Origin of the sequence: Loktanella gaetbuli, assembly GCF_020531945.1 — a bacterium.
Taxonomy (GTDB): Bacteria; Pseudomonadota; Alphaproteobacteria; order Rhodobacterales; family Rhodobacteraceae; genus Loktanella; species Loktanella gaetbuli.
In genome coordinates, this window is the sequence record NZ_JAJATZ010000001.1 from 230704 (window position 1) to 248584 (window position 17881).

General features: G+C 61.9%; 20 protein-coding genes and 1 pseudogene. 19 read left to right on the plus strand and 2 right to left on the minus strand.

The genetic code is table 11. The annotated features are described in order from the left end of the window. The first annotated feature begins 76 nt into the window (after nt 1–76). The 19 genes and pseudogenes from LGQ03_RS01130 to cysE all read left to right on the plus strand — a co-directional run bounded on the left by LGQ03_RS01130 (nt 77) and on the right by cysE (nt 15070). Nucleotides 77–448, plus strand: a complete 372-nt coding sequence (locus LGQ03_RS01130; RefSeq protein ID WP_226746912.1) for a hypothetical protein — start codon at nt 77–79, stop codon at nt 446–448. Beyond that, on the plus strand, nt 342–1718 hold the full coding sequence (locus tag LGQ03_RS01135) for a DNA-packaging protein (RefSeq protein WP_226747261.1): 1377 nt from the start codon (nt 342–344) through the stop codon (nt 1716–1718). Before LGQ03_RS01130 ends, LGQ03_RS01135 begins: the two co-directional genes overlap by 107 nt. Before the next feature lie 100 nt (nt 1719–1818). Next, nucleotides 1819–2988 (plus strand): phage portal protein, encoded by a 1170-nt coding sequence (locus LGQ03_RS01140; RefSeq protein WP_226746913.1) that lies wholly within the window; start codon nt 1819–1821, stop codon nt 2986–2988. After that, nucleotides 2985–3194, plus strand: coding sequence for a hypothetical protein (locus LGQ03_RS01145; protein WP_090159300.1), 210 nt, complete (start codon nt 2985–2987; stop codon nt 3192–3194). Before LGQ03_RS01140 ends, LGQ03_RS01145 begins: the two co-directional genes overlap by 4 nt. Before the next feature lie 26 nt (nt 3195–3220). Continuing rightward, nucleotides 3221–3763 (plus strand): HK97 family phage prohead protease, encoded by a 543-nt coding sequence (locus LGQ03_RS01150; RefSeq protein WP_226746914.1) that lies wholly within the window; start codon nt 3221–3223, stop codon nt 3761–3763. 34 nt (nt 3764–3797) lie between these two features. Next, a pseudogene (locus LGQ03_RS01155) lies at nt 3798–4979 on the plus strand (phage major capsid protein). 117 nt (nt 4980–5096) lie between these two features. Beyond that, the gene (locus LGQ03_RS01160; protein WP_226746915.1) at nt 5097–5696 is read left to right on the plus strand and encodes a head-tail connector protein; all 600 of its coding nucleotides are present in this window, start codon (nt 5097–5099) and stop codon (nt 5694–5696) included. Then, on the plus strand, nt 5693–6031 hold the full coding sequence (locus LGQ03_RS01165; protein ID WP_226746916.1) for a head-tail adaptor protein: 339 nt from the start codon (nt 5693–5695) through the stop codon (nt 6029–6031). The genes LGQ03_RS01160 and LGQ03_RS01165 overlap by 4 nt, the downstream gene beginning before the upstream one ends. Further along, complete coding sequence (locus tag LGQ03_RS01170) at nt 6028–6438, plus strand: DUF3168 domain-containing protein (protein ID WP_226746917.1); 411 nt, start codon at nt 6028–6030, stop codon at nt 6436–6438. Before LGQ03_RS01165 ends, LGQ03_RS01170 begins: the two co-directional genes overlap by 4 nt. A 31-nt stretch (nt 6439–6469) precedes the next feature. Next, complete coding sequence (locus LGQ03_RS01175) at nt 6470–6883, plus strand: phage major tail protein, TP901-1 family (RefSeq protein WP_056031646.1); 414 nt, start codon at nt 6470–6472, stop codon at nt 6881–6883. Beyond that, nucleotides 6883–7197, plus strand: a complete 315-nt coding sequence (locus LGQ03_RS01180; RefSeq protein ID WP_226747262.1) for a gene transfer agent family protein — start codon at nt 6883–6885, stop codon at nt 7195–7197. Before LGQ03_RS01175 ends, LGQ03_RS01180 begins: the two co-directional genes overlap by 1 nt. Then, complete coding sequence (locus LGQ03_RS01185) at nt 7194–7400, plus strand: rcc01693 family protein (RefSeq protein WP_226746918.1); 207 nt, start codon at nt 7194–7196, stop codon at nt 7398–7400. The genes LGQ03_RS01180 and LGQ03_RS01185 overlap by 4 nt, the downstream gene beginning before the upstream one ends. Beyond that, on the plus strand, nt 7393–8052 hold the full coding sequence (locus tag LGQ03_RS01190; RefSeq protein WP_226746919.1) for a phage tail tape measure protein: 660 nt from the start codon (nt 7393–7395) through the stop codon (nt 8050–8052). The genes LGQ03_RS01185 and LGQ03_RS01190 overlap by 8 nt, the downstream gene beginning before the upstream one ends. 12 nt (nt 8053–8064) lie before the next feature. After that, on the plus strand, nt 8065–8697 hold the full coding sequence (locus LGQ03_RS01195; protein ID WP_226746920.1) for a DUF2460 domain-containing protein: 633 nt from the start codon (nt 8065–8067) through the stop codon (nt 8695–8697). Further along, a complete protein-coding gene (locus tag LGQ03_RS01200) occupies nt 8694–9575 on the plus strand; it encodes a DUF2163 domain-containing protein (protein WP_226746921.1) in 882 nt (293 codons plus the stop codon). Before LGQ03_RS01195 ends, LGQ03_RS01200 begins: the two co-directional genes overlap by 4 nt. Beyond that, nucleotides 9572–10000 carry an NlpC/P60 family protein gene (locus LGQ03_RS01205; protein WP_226746922.1) on the plus strand — a complete coding sequence of 143 codons (429 nt, stop codon included), beginning with the start codon at nt 9572–9574 and terminating at the stop codon, nt 9998–10000. Before LGQ03_RS01200 ends, LGQ03_RS01205 begins: the two co-directional genes overlap by 4 nt. Nucleotides 10001–10006: 6 nt before the next feature. Next, nucleotides 10007–13927 (plus strand): baseplate multidomain protein megatron, encoded by a 3921-nt coding sequence (locus LGQ03_RS01210; protein WP_226746923.1) that lies wholly within the window; start codon nt 10007–10009, stop codon nt 13925–13927. Then, the gene (locus LGQ03_RS01215) at nt 13927–14235 is read left to right on the plus strand and encodes a DUF7742 family protein (protein ID WP_226746924.1); all 309 of its coding nucleotides are present in this window, start codon (nt 13927–13929) and stop codon (nt 14233–14235) included. Before LGQ03_RS01210 ends, LGQ03_RS01215 begins: the two co-directional genes overlap by 1 nt. A gap of 25 nt (nt 14236–14260) precedes the next feature. Beyond that, the gene (gene cysE, locus LGQ03_RS01220) at nt 14261–15070 is read left to right on the plus strand and encodes a serine O-acetyltransferase (RefSeq protein ID WP_226746925.1); all 810 of its coding nucleotides are present in this window, start codon (nt 14261–14263) and stop codon (nt 15068–15070) included. Between the two features lie 67 nt (nt 15071–15137). Here the strand turns inward: cysE and LGQ03_RS01225 are convergent, their stop codons facing one another. Both LGQ03_RS01225 and LGQ03_RS01230 read right to left on the minus strand, forming a co-directional pair. Further along, nucleotides 15138–16487: a pyruvate dehydrogenase complex dihydrolipoamide acetyltransferase gene (locus tag LGQ03_RS01225; protein WP_226746926.1), complete on the minus strand. Its 1350-nt coding sequence runs from the start codon at nt 16485–16487 to the stop codon at nt 15138–15140. Between the two features lie 12 nt (nt 16488–16499). Beyond that, nucleotides 16500–17879, minus strand: a complete 1380-nt coding sequence (locus LGQ03_RS01230; RefSeq protein ID WP_226746927.1) for a pyruvate dehydrogenase complex E1 component subunit beta — start codon at nt 17877–17879, stop codon at nt 16500–16502. Nucleotides 17880–17881 lie beyond the last annotated feature (2 nt).

Genomic DNA, 17881 nt, shown 5'->3' on the forward strand with positions numbered 1-17881 from the left:
GCCTTCTAGCTGGAGGCGGGCCGATTTTATTCTGACGTGCCGGTTGCGCCGTCATGCTGCCGATTGTCGGAATGGCTTGGCCAGACCTGATTGGCGGAACAAGATGATTATTAAAGACGACCCGGAAGGGCACGGGCGTGCTGCGGCACTGTCCCGACAGCACGAAATTGCAGGGCTATATGCGACGCTGCGCGCCGCGATCCTGAAAGAAATCAAAACACTTGGTGCGTCTGACGGAGCCCCGCCGAAACTGTTGATTGGTAAAATCGGCGAGTTGTCGGCGGCCCATCTGATCCTACTGAAAGCAGAGGAGGCATTTCGTGAGAAATACGCCCAAGACGATGCGACGATCCTCGACTACGACACATTGCGCGACGAGATCGGGTGCGCACTTGATCGCATCAGGGCCAGCCTCGCAACAGAAGGCGTTTCTGACGGAGCTGAGTGACAACTCTGTTGCCGGACTGCCGTATCTGTTCGATTTCTGGGCGATGGCGCATCAGGTTCCCCCCGATGGTGACTGGCGGGCATGGGTTGTGCTGGGTGGTCGTGGGGCGGGCAAGACACGGGCGGGTGCCGAGTGGGTCCGGGCGATGGCAGAGGGGCCCAGACCGTTAACCCGTGGCCGTGCACGGCGGATTGCGATCATCGGTGAGACCTACGATCAGGCACGCGAGGTCATGGTCATGGGGGATAGCGGTATCGTTGCCTGTTCCCCCGATGACCGGGGGCCGGAGTGGATTGCGGGGCGCAAACTGTTGCGCTGGCCAAACGGGGCCGAAGCGCAGGTGTTTTCGGCATTCGACCCCGAGGCGCTGCGCGGCCCGCAATTTGATGCTGTCTGGGCCGATGAGGTTGCCAAATGGAAAAACGGCAGTGCCACCTGGGACATGGTGGAATTTGGTCTGCGGCTTGGGTCTTGCCCACAGGCGGTGGTTACGACGACGCCGCGCAATGCGCCTGTGCTGAAAGAAATGCTGGCTCGGTCCAGTACCGTGGTTACCCATGCGACGACGTTTGACAATGCGGCGAACCTCGCGCCGTCGTTTCTGGCAGAGGTCCGGCGGCGCTATGGCGGCACCCGGCTGGGGCGTCAGGAGTTGGACGGCGTATTGCTGGATGATGCCGAGGGCGCGCTGTGGACAACGGCGCAACTGGACGGGCTGATCCGCAAGGACATTGAAAGTCTGGAGCGCATTGTCGTTGCCGTCGATCCACCGGTCACAGGACACAAGGGGTCTGATGCCTGCGGGATTATCGTGGCGGGTGTCGTCTGCAAGGGTCCTCCGCATGCCTGGCGCGGCTATGTGCTGGAGGATGCCAGTGTGCAGGCGGCGCGACCGCTGGATTGGGCCAAGGCTGCTGTTGCGGCCTACCGTCGGCATGGCGCGGACCGGCTGGTGGCCGAGGTCAATCAAGGGGGCGATATGGTCGAAACCATCGTGCGCCAGATTGATCCGCTGATTTCCTACCGCGGTGTGAATGCCCGTCGAGGCAAGATCGCGAGGGCTGAACCGGTGGCCGCGCTCTATGAGCAGATGCGCATCAAGCATGCGCGCGGGTTGGGTGAACTGGAAGACCAGATGTGTCTGATGACGCGGGCTGGTTTCGTGGGGCAGGGATCGCCGGACCGCGTCGATGCGCTGGTGTGGGCCATGCATGAGCTGATGATCGCACCGGCCAAGGCATGGCAGGCGCCGCGCCTGCGTCGGTTGTGAGGTGTTGCGCAGACAGCGCGCGGTGCAATCGGTACTTGGCAAGGTTTCGGGTTCAGAACGTTTTTCCAAGGACAGTCAGTCCGTCCCCGAGGAGTGCGAGATGTTTGAATTCTGGAACAAGGCGGCCAAGCCTGCGGCCACCGAGGTCAAGGCCTCGGCCACGGGGAAGGTCGTCAGCTGGGCGACGCAGGGTCGTGTTGCCTGGAGCGCGCGGGACAACGCATCGCTGACCCGGGCGGGATTTGCGTCGAACCCGATCGGTTTTCGCGCGGTCAAACTGATTGCAGAAGCCGCTGCCGCACTGCCGTTGGTTACGCAGGACCGCCTGCAACGCTACGATGCCCACCCCGTGCAGACGCTGATCAATCGCCCCAACGCAGCACAGGGGCGGGCCGAGCTGCTGGAGGCGCTCTATGGTCAGTTGTTGTTGACGGGGGATGCCTATCTGGAGGCGGTGGGAAACGGTGGGCTGCCGGTCGAACTGCATGTCTTGCGGTCGGATCGCATGCGTCTGGTGCCGGGGGGCAATGGCTGGGCCGAGGCCTATGAATATGCAGTCGGTGCCAACAAGCACAGGTTTGCCGTCGGGCCCGAAGGATCGGCGATCTGTCATATCAAGAGTTTTCACCCGCAGGATGACCACTATGGTTTCAGTCCGATGCAGGCGGCCGCCAATGCCATTGATGTGCACAACGCGGCCTCTGCCTGGTCCAAGGCTCTGCTGGATAACGCGGCGCGTCCGTCCGGTGCCATCGTCTACAAGGGCGGAGACGGCCAGTCGCAGCTGAGCCAGGATCAGTACAACCGGTTGGTCGACGAGATGGAGCATCAGCATCAGGGCGCGCGCAACGCGGGCAGGCCGATGTTGCTGGAAGGCGGGCTGGACTGGAAGCCGATGGGATTTTCCCCGTCCGACATGGAATTCCAAAAGACCAAGGAGGCCGCCGCGCGCGAGATATCGGTCGCGTTTGGCGTGCCACCCATGCTGCTGGGCATTCCGGGCGATGCGACCTACGCCAATTATCAAGAGGCCAATCGTGCCTTTTATCGGTTGACGGTTCTGCCATTGGCGATGCGGGTGACGAGTGCCATTGCCGACTGGCTGTCGGATTTTACGGCGGAACGGTTGGATTTGCGGCCCGATCTGGATCAGGTGCCTGCACTGGCCGCCGAACGCGACGCCCATTGGCGGCGGGTGACAGAGGCCGCATTCCTGACCAACGCTGAAAAACGCAGTCTCTTGGGCTTGCCCGCGCAGGATGTCGAATGATGCCGGACAAGGTCGTCACGCTGAAGAACCGCGTCGTTCAACCCGTTTTGCCGCAGGCGGCGGATGTCTGGCACGCTCAAATCAACCAGCGTCTGGCTGCAATCGAGCGGATGCTGCGCCGTTTGGAATGGCAGATCTGGGCGCTGTGCTGTGGTGCAATGGCCGTGCTGGGTCTGCACGTGGCGCAATTCCTGCCGGTCCATTGAAACAGCCCCCTGAAAGGGAGAAACGAATGACACTGGAACACAAATTCTGCCCGCCGCAAGCCAGGCTGGAGGTGGCGGACGGTTGCGAGATTTCGGGATATGCATCCTTGTTCGAACAAGCGGACCAAGGTGGCGACCGTGTCTTGCGTGGTGCCTATCGTGCCTCCTTGGAAAAGGTCGCAGCCTCGGGGAACCGGATCAAGATGCTGTGGCAACACGACCCGATGCAGCCGATTGGCGTCTGGGACGAGATCCGGGAGGACGCGCACGGGCTGCATGTCAAGGGACGCATTCTGCGGGACGTGGCGCGCGGGCGCGAGGCTGCGGCGTTAATTGATGCGGGCGCCATTGACGGGCTGTCGATCGGGTATCGCACGGTGAGGGCCAGCAAGACGGCGGACGGCGGTCGGAACCTGGCCGAGCTGGAGTTGTGGGAGGTATCCCTTGTGACCTTTCCGATGCTGCAGGACGCGCGCGTTGGCGCAAAGTCCGACGATCCCGCCGACACTACGTTGCGCGTGCTGACGACCCCCTTTGTCGACGCGCGTGAGGCGCTACGCCGGGACTGATCCCGGCACAGACACTGACCAGAAAGGACCAGACATGGACAAAACCGAGGTGCCGCCTCGGACCGGGAAAGATCTGTCTCCGGCCGAGGACCTGCGGATCGCGATTGGCGATTTCGTGGCGGAATTCAAAACCTTTTCAACCGGCGTTCACGCCACTTTGCAAAAACAGGAAGACCGTATGAACAAGCTTGATCGCAAATCAATGATGGCACAGCGGCCGGCACTGGCAACGGCTGCGGCAGAGGACGCGCCACATCAAAAGGCCTTTGCCGCGTATCTGCGGTCCGGGGACGATGACGGATTGCGCGGTCTGACACTGGAAGGCAAGGGCATGAGCACTGCCGTTGCTGCCGACGGTGGCTATCTGGTGGACCCGCAGACAGCCGACACGATCCGGAGCACGCTGAGCGCGACAGCCTCGATCCGTGCGATCGCCAATATCGTGAATGTCGATGCCACCTCCTTTGATGTGTTGATCGATCACACCGAGATGGGGGCGGGTTGGGCCACCGAGAGTGACCCCACAACCGAGACCGACGCGCCGCAGATCGATCGCATCACCATTCCGTTGCACGAGCTGTCGGCCTTGCCCAAAGCGTCGCAGCGTCTGCTGGATGACAGCGCTTTTGATATCGAGGGCTAGCTGGCGCAGCGTATCGCGGACAAGTTCGCACGGTCCGAGGCGGCCGCCTTTGTCAACGGTGACGGTATCGACAAGCCGCGTGGCATCCTGGCCTATCCGTCGGTCGATAACGTGCTGTGGCAGTGGGGCAACCTGGGCTATGTGCCGACCGGCGTTGACGGATCCCTGGGCGATGCGGATGCCATCATCGACCTGGTCTACGCGTTGGGGGCCGAATATCGCGCGGGCGCTGCGTTCGTGATGAATTCGCGCACGGCGGGCATGGTGCGCAAGCTGAAGGACGCGGATGGGCGTTTCCTGTGGTCCGACGGTTTGGCCAGCGGCGAGCCGGCCCGTCTGATGGGCTATCCTGTCCTGATTGCTGAGGACATGCCGGATGCCGGCAGTGGTACGACGCCAATCGCGTTCGGCGATTTTGGCGCTGGCTATACCGTGGCGGAACGTCCCGACCTGCGCGTGCTGCGCGACCCGTTTTCGGCCAAACCGCATGTACTGTTCTACGCCACTAAGCGCGTGGGTGGCGGCGTGAGCGATTTTGCCGCGATCAAGCTGCTGAAGTTCGCCACCAGCTGATCCTGACGGTGCGACGACCTGCGTCGTCGCACCGGCCTTGGGCGCGTTTCAGATCCTGCCTGCGCCGCGTCCCGACCCAATTCCATGATGCGCCAGATGATGACCGGAGACCCATCCATGATGTTAGTCGAGTTGACCAGCGTGCCCACGGCCTCACTGCCGATTGCGGCCCTCAAGGCGCATCTGCGGCTGGGGTCGGGTTTTGAGAATGACGATGCCCACGACACGGATCTGGAAACCTATCTGCGTGCGGCCCTTGCGGCCATCGAGGCGCGCACCGGCAAGATATTGATCGAGCGTGAATTCCGTTGGGAGTTGCATGAATGGCGTGATCAAGTGCGCCAGCCTCTGCCGTTGGCACCCGTCAATGCAATCGTCAGCGTCACCCGATTTGGGGTTGCGACACCACCCGAGGAGGTGGCGCGCACGCGATATGCGCTGGCGAGTGATTTGCAGCGTCCGACCTTGTATGCGACCGGGGCTGCCTTGCCACGAGTGCCGCTCGGCGGCCGGATTGAAATTGTTCTGATGGCGGGATTCGGACCGGAATGGACGGACCTGCCCGCGGATCTGGGGCAGGCGGTCATGCTGCTGGCTGCGCATTTCTACGAATACCGGATCGGTGGCGATGCGCGTGACACGTCTTTGCCGCAGGGTGTTGCAGCGTTGATTGAACGCTATCGCACTGTTCGGCTTTTCATGGGGGGGCGGACATGAAGCTGCCTGTTCTGAACCGTGCGCTGACATTGGAAGCGCCTGTCGCCATTCCGGACGGATCTGGCGGGACGGTCACTGACTGGGCCGCGCGGGGCCTATTGTGGGCGGACATCAAGGCGGGTTCCGGCGCTGTCCGGTTCCAGGGCGAAGCGCGGCTAAGCCGTGTGCCCCTGACCATCACGGTCCGCGCCGCTGCCGTGGGTGACGATGCACGCCCCGTGGCCGGGCAGCGGTTTCGCGAGGGGGCACGGATATTCGCCATTCTGGCGGTGACGGAACGCGATGGCGCGGGGCGCTATCTGACGTGCCGCGCCCAAGAGGAGGTCGCGGCATGAGTTATGCAATGTCGCTGGCGCTGCAACAGGCCGTCTATCAACGCCTGTCAGCGGACCCTGAACTAACCGCGCTGGTCGGTGGAGATGTCTACGACAATGTGCCCGAAGGTGTGCTGCCGGATCTCTATGTTGTTCTGGGGGCTGAAAAGGTGCGCGATGCCTCTGATGCGGGTGGGGCAGGTGCGATCCATGAATTCACCGTGTCCGTGCTGACGCAAGCAGCAGGTTTTGCGCGTGCAAAGGCAGCCGCCGCCGCTGTGAGCGACGCGGTGACAGGTCATGACCTGGTCCTGAGCCGGGGGCGCGTGCTGGGACTGCGGTTTCACAAGGCCGCTGCCGCGCGGATCGGAACAGCCGACCGCAGGCGGATTGATCTGATTTTTCACGCGCGGCTGTCAGACGACTGACACCGCAGATTTCACAACAAGGAGCAACGACATGGCAGCCCAAAGTGGTAAGGACCTGTTGGTCAAGGTGGACATGAGCGGCGACGGCACGTTCGAGAGTGCCGCGGGCCTGCGTGCGACACGCATCAGTTTCAACGCAGAGGCCGTCGATGTGACCTCTTTGGAAAGCGAAGGGGGTTGGCGCGAATTGCTGGCCGGTGCAGGGGTCAAGACCGCCGCGATCAGCGGGTCGGGCATTTTCCGCGATGCGGCCACGGACGAGCGGATGCGGCAGGTGTTTTTCGCGGGTGAGACCCCAGCATTCCAGGTTGTCATTCCCGATTTCGGCGTGGTCGAAGGACCGTTCCAGATCAGTTCCATCGAATATGCAGGCACATTTGACGGCGAAGCGACGTATGAAATGTCGCTGTCGAGTGCGGGTCAGCTGAGCTTTGCCGCGGCATGATGATCAATCCCCTCGCCGGTGAGGTGGCGGTGACGATCGACGGGATACCACATCGCGCGAAACTGACACTGGGTGCGCTGGCCGCGCTGGAGGCAGAGCTGGACGAGGGCACGTTGATCACGCTCGTCGAGCGTTTCGAAAGCGGGCACTATCGGGGACGCGATGTTCTGGCCTTGATCGTGGCCGGGTTGCGTGGAGGTGGCTGGCGCGGACAGGCCGATGACCTGCTGAGTGCTGATATTGCAGGCGGGCCTGTGGGGGCCGCGACTGTTGCGGCCCAGTTGCTGGCACGCGCCTTTGCGCCGCCGTCATGACGCGATTGGATTGGGCGGCATTGATGCGTGCGGGGATGTGCCAGCTGGGATTGGCACCCGACGCGTTCTGGCGACTGACCCCGGCAGAGCTGTCGCTGATGCTGGGCCTGGCTGACGTACAGCGGCCAATGGATCGCAGCGGCCTGGATGCGCTGCTGGCGGCATTTCCTGACGAAACCGAAAGTGAAGGTGAGGATGACTGAATTAGATCAGATCGACGGGCTGGAGGCCGATGTCGATGCGCTGGAACGCAGCCTTGGAGATGCGAGCGCGATGGCACGGACCTTTGACCAGACGTTGCGCGGCATGCAGGGGACGCTGGGCGAGACAACGCGTGATCTGGGAAATCTGACGACCGGTTTCTCGCAGGGATTGCGGCGTGCATTTGATGGCGTTGTCTTTGACGGGCTCAAGCTGTCGGACGCGATGAAGGGTGTCGCGCAGTCCATGATCGACACGTCCTATGCTGCCGCAATCAATCCCGTGATGAAACATGCCGGGGGGCTGCTGTCGGACGGGGTCAATGCGGCGGTGTCCGGTCTGATGCCATTCGGGCAGGGTGGCGCATTCAGCCAGGGCCGCGTGATGCCCTTTGCCAAGGGTGGAGTCGTCAGTGGTGCGACCCGTTTTCCGATGCGTGGTGGCACGGGCCTGATGGGTGAGGCCGGACCAGAGGCCATCATGCCGCTGACCCGTGGCGCAGACGGCAGTCTGGGTGTGCGTGCATCCGGTGGCGGCCATGTCAGCGTCACCATGAACATCACGACCCCTGACGTGCAGGGATTCCAGCGCAGTCAAAGCCAGATCGCAGCACAGATGAGCCGCATGCTGGGGACTGGCAACCGCAACCGTTGAGGAGACAGGCGCATGGCCTTTCACGACATACGTTTTCCCGCCAACCTGAGTTTTGGTGCGATGGGTGGGCCGGAGCGGCGCACCGACATTGTGACGCTCGCCAACGGTTTCGAAGAGCGATCATCGCCCTGGAAACATGCGCGCAGGCGTTATGATGCGGGGATGGGGTTGCGGTCTCTGGACGATATCGAACAGTTGATCGCATTCTTTGAGGCGCGTGAAGGTCAGCTGCACGCGTTTCGCTGGAAAGACTGGGCCGATTTCAAGTCCAGTCTGCCGTCACAGCGCATCACGCCGCTGGATCAGTTGATCGCGATGGGTGACGACCGGACCTATGTGATCCAACTGGTCAAAGGCTATGCCTCTGGTGAGCAAACATATCTGCGGCCCATCGCGAAACCTGTTGCTGGAACCGTGCGGGTCGCTGTGGGTGGGGACGAAGTGCAGGAAGGTGTCGATTTCGATGTCGATCTCACGACCGGTATCCTGACCTTTCGCGATGCACCTGATCTCGGCGCCGAGGTACGTGCCGGTTTCGAATTTGATGTTGCGGTGCGGTTCGACACTGACAGGATCGAAACCGCAGTATCCCATTTTCAGGCGGGTCAGGCCCCCAGCGTACCCGTGGTCGAGGTGCGGCTATGAGCGCGTCGAAGCTGTTTGCGCATCTGGCGACCGGATCGGCCCATGTTTGCCAAGCTTGGTCGATCACGCGCAAGGACGGGCGCACCTATGGATTTACCGATCACGATTGCGATCTGACTTTCGACGATATTCTGTTTCACGCCAATAGCGGGTTGAGCGCGCGCGCGCTTGCAACAAGCACGGGCCTGAGTGTCGATAATTCAGAGGCTGTGGGGCTGCTGCAATCGGACATGATCCGGGATGCGGATATCATGGCGGGCCGTCTGGACGGTGCGGAAATCACCCACTGGCTGGTGCGATGGGACAATGTGACAGAACGCGCCATTCGGTTCCGGGGTGAGATTGGGGAAATCACCCGCGAAGGCGGGCAATTCAAGGTGGCACTGCGCGGGCTGGCAGAGCGGTTGAATCAGCCAGTCGGGCGTAGTTTCCTGCGCAGCTGTGCGGCGGTCCTGGGTGACGGGGCCTGCGGTGTCGATCTGGCCGATGACAGGTTGCACAAGGATCGCAGGATCGACGCGGTGACCGATGGCGCGACATTGACTGTGGTGGCTAGCGGCGTGGACGATCATTGGTTCACCAATGGTTTCATCCAGGTGCTGGACGGTGCCGGGGTCGGCCTGACCGCAGTCATCAAGGACCATCGCGCGGAAGGAAGCCTGCAACGCATTCGTCTGTGGGACGCGCTGCGCGCCGATGTCGTGGCGGGTGACCGTGTGCGTCTGATTGCCGGGTGCGACAAGCGTGCCGAGACCTGTCGGGAGAAATTTGCGAACCTCGTGAACTTTCAAGGTTTTCCGGACATGCCGGGTGACGATTGGCTGATGGCTGTGCCGCGCGCCGATGGTGACACGGATGGCGGGAGCCTGGTGCGATGAGCCGTGCGGTAGAGATCGCCCGAGGCTGGATCGGTACACCGTATGTGCATCAGGCATCGGCGCTGAGCCATGGGTGCGACTGCCTGGGATTGGTGCGCGGGGTCTGGCGGACACTCTATGGCAAAGAGCCGGAGATCGTGCCGCGCTATTCGTCAGACTGGGCCGAACCGCAGGGCGACGAGCAATTGTTGCAAGCCGCTGCCAGGCATCTGATCCCGGTGGATCATGTGTCGATTGCAGCAGGTCAGGTTCTGTTGTTCCGCATGCGTGATGGCGCAATGGCAAAGCACCTGGGCATCGTCGCGCAGGTTGGTGAGTGTCCGACCTTTATCCACGCCTACAGCGGTCACGCCGTGACTGAAAGTCCGTTGTCTGCCCCCTGGCAGCGCCGGATTGCGGCGCGTTTCGCATTCAACAAAGGATAAACGGCTATGGCTACTCTTGTTCTATCGGCGGCAGGAATGGCCGCGGGCGGCTCGCTTGGCGGGTCCGTTCTGGGCCTGTCGACAGCGGTCATCGGGCGTGCTGTGGGGGCGACGATTGGACGGCAGATCGACCAACGTATCCTCGGGAACGGGAGTGAGCCTGTCGCGGTGGGGCAGGTCGATCGTTTTCGCCTGATGGGCGCAAGCGAGGGCGCGGCCATTCCGCGGCTGCATGGGCGTATGCGTCTGGCCGGGCATGTTATTTGGGCCACGGCATTTCAGGAGGATTCCACCGTCACGGGGGGCGGCGGAAAGGGTGCACCGCGGACTCCTGACCCGGAGGTGACCACCTACAGCTATACCGTCAGCATGGCGCTGGCGCTGTGCGAAGGTCAGATTGCACGGGTCGGGCGGGTCTGGGCAGACGGGGTCGAGGTGTCACCCGTCGATCTGAACATGCGGGTCTATCGCGGCAGCAAGACGCAGCAACCCGATCCCAAGATCGCGGTCGTGGAGGGGGCCACCAATACGCCGGCCTATCGCGGGATTGCCTATGTCGTTTTTGAAGATCTGCCATTGGGCCAATTCGGCAACCGCGTCCCGCAATTCACATTCGAGGTGATGCGCCCGGCAGAGCCGGGCACACCAGAGGCGCTGGCCGATCTGTCCCAACAGGTGCGGGCGGTTGCGATGATCCCCGGTACGGGCGAATACGCGCTGGGCACGCGACAGGTCGAGTTGAGTGCCGGTTTCGGCGATAGCCGTGCAATCAACGTCAATTCACCCAGCGGCGGGACTGATTTCAGCACATCGGCACTGGCGTTGGAGGAGGAATTGCCAAAATGCCGGTCCGTCAGTCTGGTGGTGTCATGGTTCGGGACCGATCTGCGCTGCGGTCACTGCGATGTCCGCCCGATGGTCGAGCAGTATCAGTCCGAGGGCGACGACCCGTGGATTGTCTGCGATACCAATCGCTATTTCGCGCAGCGTGTGCCGCGCATTGACGGGCGTCCTGTCTATGGTGGCACACCTTCGGATGCATCCGTGATCCAGGCGATCCGTGATCTGTCAGCACGCGGGATGGAGCCGATGTTCTATCCCTTTATCCTGATGACCCAATTGGCGGGGAACGATCTGCCAAATCCCTGGACCGGCGTTACGGGGCAACCTCGGTTGCCATGGCGGGGGCGGATCACATTGAGCCGCGCACCCGGGCAGACGCAAAGCCCTGATCGCAGTGCCGCAGCAGCGGGCGAAGTTGCGGATTTCATGGGAACGGCGCAGGCGGATGACTTTGTCCGCGACGGCGAGTTTGTGCGCTATACCGGGCCCGCGGGCTGGGGGTATCGCAGATTTATCCTGCATTACGCGCATCTGTGCAGGATCGCGGGTGGGGTCAAGGCATTCTGCATCGGATCGGAAATGCGGGGGCTGACCCAGATCCGCGGGGCAAGTGACAGTTTTCCTGCGGTAGCGGCGCTAAGGCAGTTGGCCGCCGATGTGCGCGGTATTCTCGGGCCGGACTGCAAGATCTCTTATGCTGCCGACTGGTCAGAGTATCATGGCTATCAGCCAGCTGGGACAGCGGACAAGTATTTTCACCTCGACCCGCTATGGGCCAGCGACGACATCGATTTCATTGGGATCGACAACTACATGCCGCTGTCGGATTGGCGTGACGGCGAGGATCACAGCGACGCGTCCGCCGGGTCCATCTACGATTTGGATTATCTGCGGGCGAATGTCGCCGGTGGCGAAGGCTTTGACTGGTATTACCCGACGCCCGAGGCCCGCGCGGCCCAACGGCGCGTGCCGATCACTGATGGCGATGGTGAACCCTGGGTCTGGCGGTACAAGGATCTCTCGGGGTGGTGGCAGAACCGGCATCATGATCGCATCGGTGGTGTCCGGTCTGCTGTGCCGACGCCTTGGGTTCCCGGCAGCAAGCCGATCTGGTTCACGGAATTCGGATGTGCGGCCATCGACAAGGGGACGAACCAACCCAACAAGTTTCTGGACCCCAAATCGTCGGAATCACTTTTGCCGCGTTATTCCAGCGGGGCGCGGGATGATTTCATGCAGATGCAGTACTTGCGGGCGATCTGGGGGCATTATGCCGTGCCGCAGAACAACCCGTTGTCTGAAACCGGCCCCTACCGGGGGCGAATGCTGGATATGGACAGGGCGCATGTCTGGTGCTGGGACGCACGCCCATTCCCGCATTTTCCTGCAAATGCCGCATTGTGGTCCGACGGTGACAACTATGCCCGTGGGCATTGGCTGAACGGACGTGCCACGGCGCGGACGCTGGCAGGTGTCGTGGCGGAGATCTGTGCAGAGGCCGGTTTGACCCGTGTTGATGTCTCCTGTCTGTATGGGGTGGTGCGCGGCTATGTGATCGACCGTGTCGGCACGGCCCGCGCAGCTCTGCAACCCTTGCTGCTGGCCTACGGTGTGGAGGTGGCTGAAAGAGATGGTGTTCTGGTGTTCCGCAATCGTGACGGGGTTGCTGTGGGTCGGATCACGCAGGACGATCTGGTGCTGGATGACGAGCGCGGCGCCGATATCCTGCATATCCGTGCCCCGGAGGCCGAGGTCACCGGTCGCGTACAGGTTGGCTATGTCGAAAGCGAGGCTGACTATGCCGTCAGTGTCGCCCAGGCCATCCATGCAGCGGAACAGACGACGACCACGGCGCGGACCGAATTTCCGCTGGTCCTGACTAGGACCGAGGGTCTGCGTGTTGCGCATCGGTGGATCAACGAGGCAAGGACCGGGCGCGACACGGTGGCATTTTCGGTTCCGCAATCACGCGGGGCGCTGGGCGCGGGCGATGTCGTGGAATTGGACGACGCCGGGCTGGCCGGCCGCTATCGCATCGACAGGATCGAGGAGATGGGGATGCGCCGGATCGAGGCGACACGGTTGCACCCCGAAGCGTTCCAACCGCAGCGCCGGTCGGAGGAAGGCGCACGCCTGCGCAGCTACAAGGCACCCGGCAAGGTGGTCGGGTTGTTCCTGGACCTGCCGTTGATCCGGGGTGATGAGGTGCCGCATGAGCCACATTTCGCCACGACTTCGCAAAACTGGGGGTCAGCGGTGGCCCTGTATTCGGCCCCGTCCGACAATGGCTATGTCCTGCAGGATGTTTTCCGCAGGCGCGGCGTCATCGGAGAGCTGACATCCCCGCTTGCGCGTGGTCGCACGGCACTGTGGGACCGGCAGACCCTAACCGTCAATCTGGTGCACGGTGCGCTCTATGCAATTGATCCAGAGGACGTTCTGTTCGGCCGCAATGTGCTGGCGATCGGTGACGGCAGCGCCGATGATTGGGAAATCGTGCAATTTGCGCAAGCGCAGCTGATCGGGGACCGGACCTTTGCCCTGACAGAGCTGTTGCGCGGACAGGCCGGCAGTAGTGCGATGATCCGTGACACCTGGCCTGCCGGGTCCAAGGTGGTGCTGATGGACGGCCGACCAGAGCAGGTGACGATACCGACCTACGCACGGGGACAGCGGCGGCATTTCCGTTTCGGCCCGGTCAAGCGTCCCTATACCGACCGCAGCTACCGGCATGTTGTCGAGGTGTTCAAAGGCAACGGCTATCGGCCATACCCTGTTGTGCATCTAAAGGCGGATTTCGTCCCAGCGGGGTTGAACGTGGCATGGATCAGGCAGACGCGGATTGACGGCGACCATTGGGGACGCGGAGATGTGCCGCTGGGCGAGGAACGCGAACGCTATGTCGTACAGGTCAGGCAGGGTGACCTGATCCTGCGCGAGGACACGGTATCGGCATCGGCATGGACCTACCCGCGTGACGACGGGCTGGCCGAGGTCGGGAATGCAGCCTTTGTTGTCGCAGTCGCGCAATTGTCCGAACGCTATGGCACCGGTCCCTTCGTGTCGATCAACGTGGGGGGCTGATGCGGCCCGTCGGTCTGCTGGACCTTGATGCCGTGGCGCGTTGTCTGTGTGCCGTCACAGTCCCAGAGCAGTATGGTCTGGCCCGCGAGATTATCGGACGGGCCGATGTGGCCGACCGGTATCGCAAGCGACTTGGGCGGCGGCACGCGGTCTATGGTGATGGCACATTGAGTGCGGCCACTGCGCCATATGCAACTGTGCGCGGGCGTGTCGTGGAACAGACTTATCTGGCAGCGCTGCGCATCGTGGTTGATGTGCTGATCGAGAGGCGTGGCTTTTGCTTTTCGGAGCGTCGCTCTATATGGTGACCAAAGATCACGCGAGGGTGCCGCCATGGCCATATCACAATCACAGCTGCATAGCATCGACCCTGTCTGGGATGAGATCAGGGGTGATGCAGAGCGTGCGGTGCGCAAGACACCCGCAATGGGTGCGATGTTCCATGCCGGGGTGTTGCAACATGAGACGTTCAATGATGCGCTGGCCTACCGGCTTGCGCTGAAACTGGCATCCAGTGAGATGTCGGCACAAAACGTGCGCGAGATCGCAGACGATATTTATGGTCGCGCACCACGGTTGGCGCTGGATGCGCGTGCAGATCTGGTTGCGACGTTCGAACGCGATCCGGCCTGCCATCGGATGATGCAGCCATTGATGTTTTTCAAAGGATTTCAGGCGGTTCAGTCGCACCGACTGGCCCATTTCCTGTGGCGCGACGGACAGGCAGACCTGGCCTATTTCATACAGATGCGTGCATCCGAGGTGTTCGGGGTCGATATTCATCCCGGTGCCAAGATCGGGAAGGGTCTGATGATCGACCATGCGCATTCCGTCGTGGTTGGTGAAACCGCGATTGTCGGGGATAATGTGTCGATGCTGCATTCCGTGACCCTTGGCGGGACCGGCAAGGACGAGGAAAAGCGGCATCCGACCATCGAAAACGGCGTCCTGATCGGTGCAGGTGCAAAGGTTCTGGGCAATATCACTGTGGGCCATTGCAGCCGTGTGGCGGCAGGGTCGGTCGTGTTGCACGATGTGCCCGCAATGAAAACGGTTGCAGGCGTTCCAGCCAAGATCGTGGGCGAGGCGGGTTGTTCACAGCCGTCGATCCTGATGGATCATATGCTGGGTCCGATGGACTGAATGATTTGACTTCAAAATGAAAACGCCGGGTCAGTGACCCGGCGTTTTGTGTTTTGGTTGCGGTGGTTCAGGCCAGCATCGTCATCGGGTTTTCAAGGTTGTCCTTGATCGCTGCCAGCAGGTTTGCCCCCAGCGCACCGTCGATGACCCGGTGATCGACCGACAGGGTCACGGACATGACCATGCCCACGGACAATTCACCGTCCTTGCCGACAATGGGTTTCTTGACGCCCGCGCCGACCGCGAGGATCGCAGAGTGTGGCGGGTTGATGATGGCGTCAAAGTTGTCGATGCCGAACATTCCCAGGTTCGAAATCGCAAAGCTGCCGCCCTGATATTCGTGCGGTGCCAGTTTGCGGTCGCGGGCGCGGGATGCCAGGTCCTTCATCTCTGACGACAGGGCCGACAGCGATTTCATCTCGGCGTCTTTCAGCACCGGGGTGAACAGGCCGCCTTCGATGGCGACGGCAACGGCGACGTCGGACTTTTCAAATCGCAGCGTGCGGTCGTTGGCCCAGACGGCGTTTGCCTCTGGCACCTGTTGCAGGGCCAGTGCGCAGGCCTTGATGATGAAATCGTTGACCGACAGCTTGACGCCGCGCGCTTCGAGTTGGGTATTCAGCTGGCTGCGGAATTTCATCAGCGCATCCAGCTGGATATCCCGGCGCAGATAGAAATGAGGCACGGTCTGCTTGGCCTCGGTCAGGCGGGCGGCGACGGTTTTGCGCATACCGTCGAGTTTGACCTCTTCAAACGGGCGACCCTCGTAGGTTTTGAGGATGACATCCGTTGATGGACCAGTTGCCATCGCACTGCCTTTGGGGGCGTCCGCCTTGGCCGCAGGTGCAGCTGCTTCGGCTTTTGCCGTGGCAGGCTGGGCCGTCACGTTTTCAACGTCAGCCTTGACAATACGGCCACGCGGGCCGGACCCGGTGATGTTGGCAAGGTCGAGGCCCTTGTCCGCGGCGATCCGGCGGGCGAGGGGGGAGGCAAAGATGCGCTCACCGTTCTTGGAACCCGCTGCCGGGGCTGCGGGCTTGTCCTCTTGCGCGGCCGATCCGGACCGGCCGTAACCGGCGGCGGGTTCAGTCGCCTCTGACGGTTCTGCCGGGGCAGCGTTTGATGACGCAGGTGCGGGTTTGGCGTCTGCGCCGCCGATGTCGTCGGCAGTTTCGCCATCGGCCAGAAGGATCGCGATCACGTCGTTGACCTTCACGCCTTCGGTGCCTTCGGCTACGGTGATCTTGCCGATGACACCTTCGTCCACGGCTTCGAATTCCATCGTGGCCTTGTCGGTTTCGATTTCGGCCAGCAGATCGCCGGACTGCACGGTGTCGCCTTCCTTGACCAGCCATTTGGCCAGCGTGCCTTCCTCCATCGTGGGGGACAGGGCGGGCATCAGGATTTCAATGGGCATGTCCTAAAATCCTTATTTGTAAGTGACTTGTTTGCAGGCCTCGACCACCTCGTCGGTGGTGATCAGGGCATGCTTTTCAAGGTTGGCGGCATAGGGCATGGGCACGTCCTTGCCGGTGCAGGTGATGACGGGCGCATCCAGATAGTCGAAGGCCTCTTGCATGATCACACCGCTGATGTAGCCGCCGACGCTGCCCTGCGGCCAGCCTTCCTCGACGGTGACGCAACGGTTTGTCTTGCGCACGGATTCGAGGATCGTGGCAGTGTCCATCGGGCGCAGGGTGCGCAGGTTGATGACCTCGGCCTTGATGCCTTCTTCGGCCAGCTTGTCAGCCGCTTCCAGCGCGTAGGTCATGCCGATACCAAACGACACGATGGTCACATCATCGCCGTCGCGTTCGATCTTGGCCTTGCCAAATGGAATGGTGAAATCATCCATCACAGGCACATCGAAGGACCGACCATACAGGATTTCGTTCTCGAGAAAGATCACCGGGTTCGGGTCGCGAATGGCCGTTTTCATCAGACCTTTGGCGTCTGCGGCAGAGTAGGGCATCACGACCTTGAGGCCGGGGATCTGCATGAACCATGCCGCGTAGTCCTGGCTGTGCTGCGCGCCCACACGGGCAGCGGCACCATTGGGACCACGGAACACCATGGGCGCACCCATCTGGCCGCCGGACATATACAGCGTCTTTGCGGCAGAGTTGATGATCTGGTCCATCGCCTGCATGGCAAAGTTGAATGTCATGAATTCCACGATGGGACGCAGACCGCCAAAGGCAGCACCCACGCCGATCCCGGCAAAACCATGTTCGGTGATTGGTGTGTCGATCACGCGGCGTGCGCCGAATTCGTCCAACAGACCCTGGGAAATCTTGTAGGCACCCTGATATTCGGCGACTTCTTCGCCCATCAGAAAGACGCTTTCGTCGCGGCGCATTTCCTCGGCCATCGCGTCGCGCAAGGCTTCGCGGACGGTGGTTTTCTTGACCTCTGTGCCCTCGGGCCAGTCCGGGGTCCGGTCGGACGGGGCTGGCGCGGGGTGCGTCTTGGCCGCGGCGGGGGCTGTTTCGGACGATTGTTCCTTGTCGGCTGCCACGGGCTGTTGCGACTGGCTGTCGTCTACCTTGGCGTCGTCCATGCTTTCGCCGTCTTCCAGCAGCACGGCGATCACGTCATTGACCTTTACGCCTTCGGTGCCTTCGGGGATGACGATCTTGCCGATCGTGCCTTCGTCGACGGCCTCGAATTCCATCGTGGCCTTGTCGGTTTCAATCTCGGCGAGGATATCACCGGATGCGACGGTGTCGCCTTCCTTGACCAGCCATTTGGCCAGCGTGCCTTCTTCCATCGTGGGGCTCAGGGCGGGCATCAGAATTTCGGTTGCCATCG

Bases quoted from the DNA above. Each gene is read 5' to 3' on its own strand.
- LGQ03_RS01135 (WP_226747261.1), top strand. From the start codon at position 342: ATGCGACGATCCTCGACTACGACACATTGCGCGACGAGATCGGGTGCG.
- LGQ03_RS01140 (WP_226746913.1), top strand. From the start codon at position 1,819: ATGTTTGAATTCTGGAACAAGGCGGCCAAGCCTGCGGCCACCGAGGTC.
- LGQ03_RS01145 (WP_090159300.1), top strand. From the start codon at position 2,985: ATGATGCCGGACAAGGTCGTCACGCTGAAGAACCGCGTCGTTCAACCC.
- LGQ03_RS01150 (WP_226746914.1), top strand. From the start codon at position 3,221: ATGACACTGGAACACAAATTCTGCCCGCCGCAAGCCAGGCTGGAGGTG.
- LGQ03_RS01160 (WP_226746915.1), top strand. From the start codon at position 5,097: ATGATGTTAGTCGAGTTGACCAGCGTGCCCACGGCCTCACTGCCGATT.
- LGQ03_RS01165 (WP_226746916.1), top strand. From the start codon at position 5,693: ATGAAGCTGCCTGTTCTGAACCGTGCGCTGACATTGGAAGCGCCTGTC.
- LGQ03_RS01170 (WP_226746917.1), top strand. From the start codon at position 6,028: ATGAGTTATGCAATGTCGCTGGCGCTGCAACAGGCCGTCTATCAACGC.
- LGQ03_RS01175 (WP_056031646.1), top strand. From the start codon at position 6,470: ATGGCAGCCCAAAGTGGTAAGGACCTGTTGGTCAAGGTGGACATGAGC.
- LGQ03_RS01180 (WP_226747262.1), top strand. From the start codon at position 6,883: ATGATCAATCCCCTCGCCGGTGAGGTGGCGGTGACGATCGACGGGATA.
- LGQ03_RS01185 (WP_226746918.1), top strand. From the start codon at position 7,194: ATGACGCGATTGGATTGGGCGGCATTGATGCGTGCGGGGATGTGCCAG.
- LGQ03_RS01190 (WP_226746919.1), top strand. From the start codon at position 7,393: ATGACTGAATTAGATCAGATCGACGGGCTGGAGGCCGATGTCGATGCG.
- LGQ03_RS01195 (WP_226746920.1), top strand. From the start codon at position 8,065: ATGGCCTTTCACGACATACGTTTTCCCGCCAACCTGAGTTTTGGTGCG.
- LGQ03_RS01200 (WP_226746921.1), top strand. From the start codon at position 8,694: ATGAGCGCGTCGAAGCTGTTTGCGCATCTGGCGACCGGATCGGCCCAT.
- LGQ03_RS01205 (WP_226746922.1), top strand. From the start codon at position 9,572: ATGAGCCGTGCGGTAGAGATCGCCCGAGGCTGGATCGGTACACCGTAT.
- LGQ03_RS01210 (WP_226746923.1), top strand. From the start codon at position 10,007: ATGGCTACTCTTGTTCTATCGGCGGCAGGAATGGCCGCGGGCGGCTCG.
- LGQ03_RS01215 (WP_226746924.1), top strand. From the start codon at position 13,927: ATGCGGCCCGTCGGTCTGCTGGACCTTGATGCCGTGGCGCGTTGTCTG.
- cysE (WP_226746925.1), top strand. From the start codon at position 14,261: ATGGCCATATCACAATCACAGCTGCATAGCATCGACCCTGTCTGGGAT.
- LGQ03_RS01225 (WP_226746926.1), bottom strand. From the start codon at position 16,487: ATGCCCATTGAAATCCTGATGCCCGCCCTGTCCCCCACGATGGAGGAA.
- LGQ03_RS01230 (WP_226746927.1), bottom strand. From the start codon at position 17,879: ATGGCAACCGAAATTCTGATGCCCGCCCTGAGCCCCACGATGGAAGAA.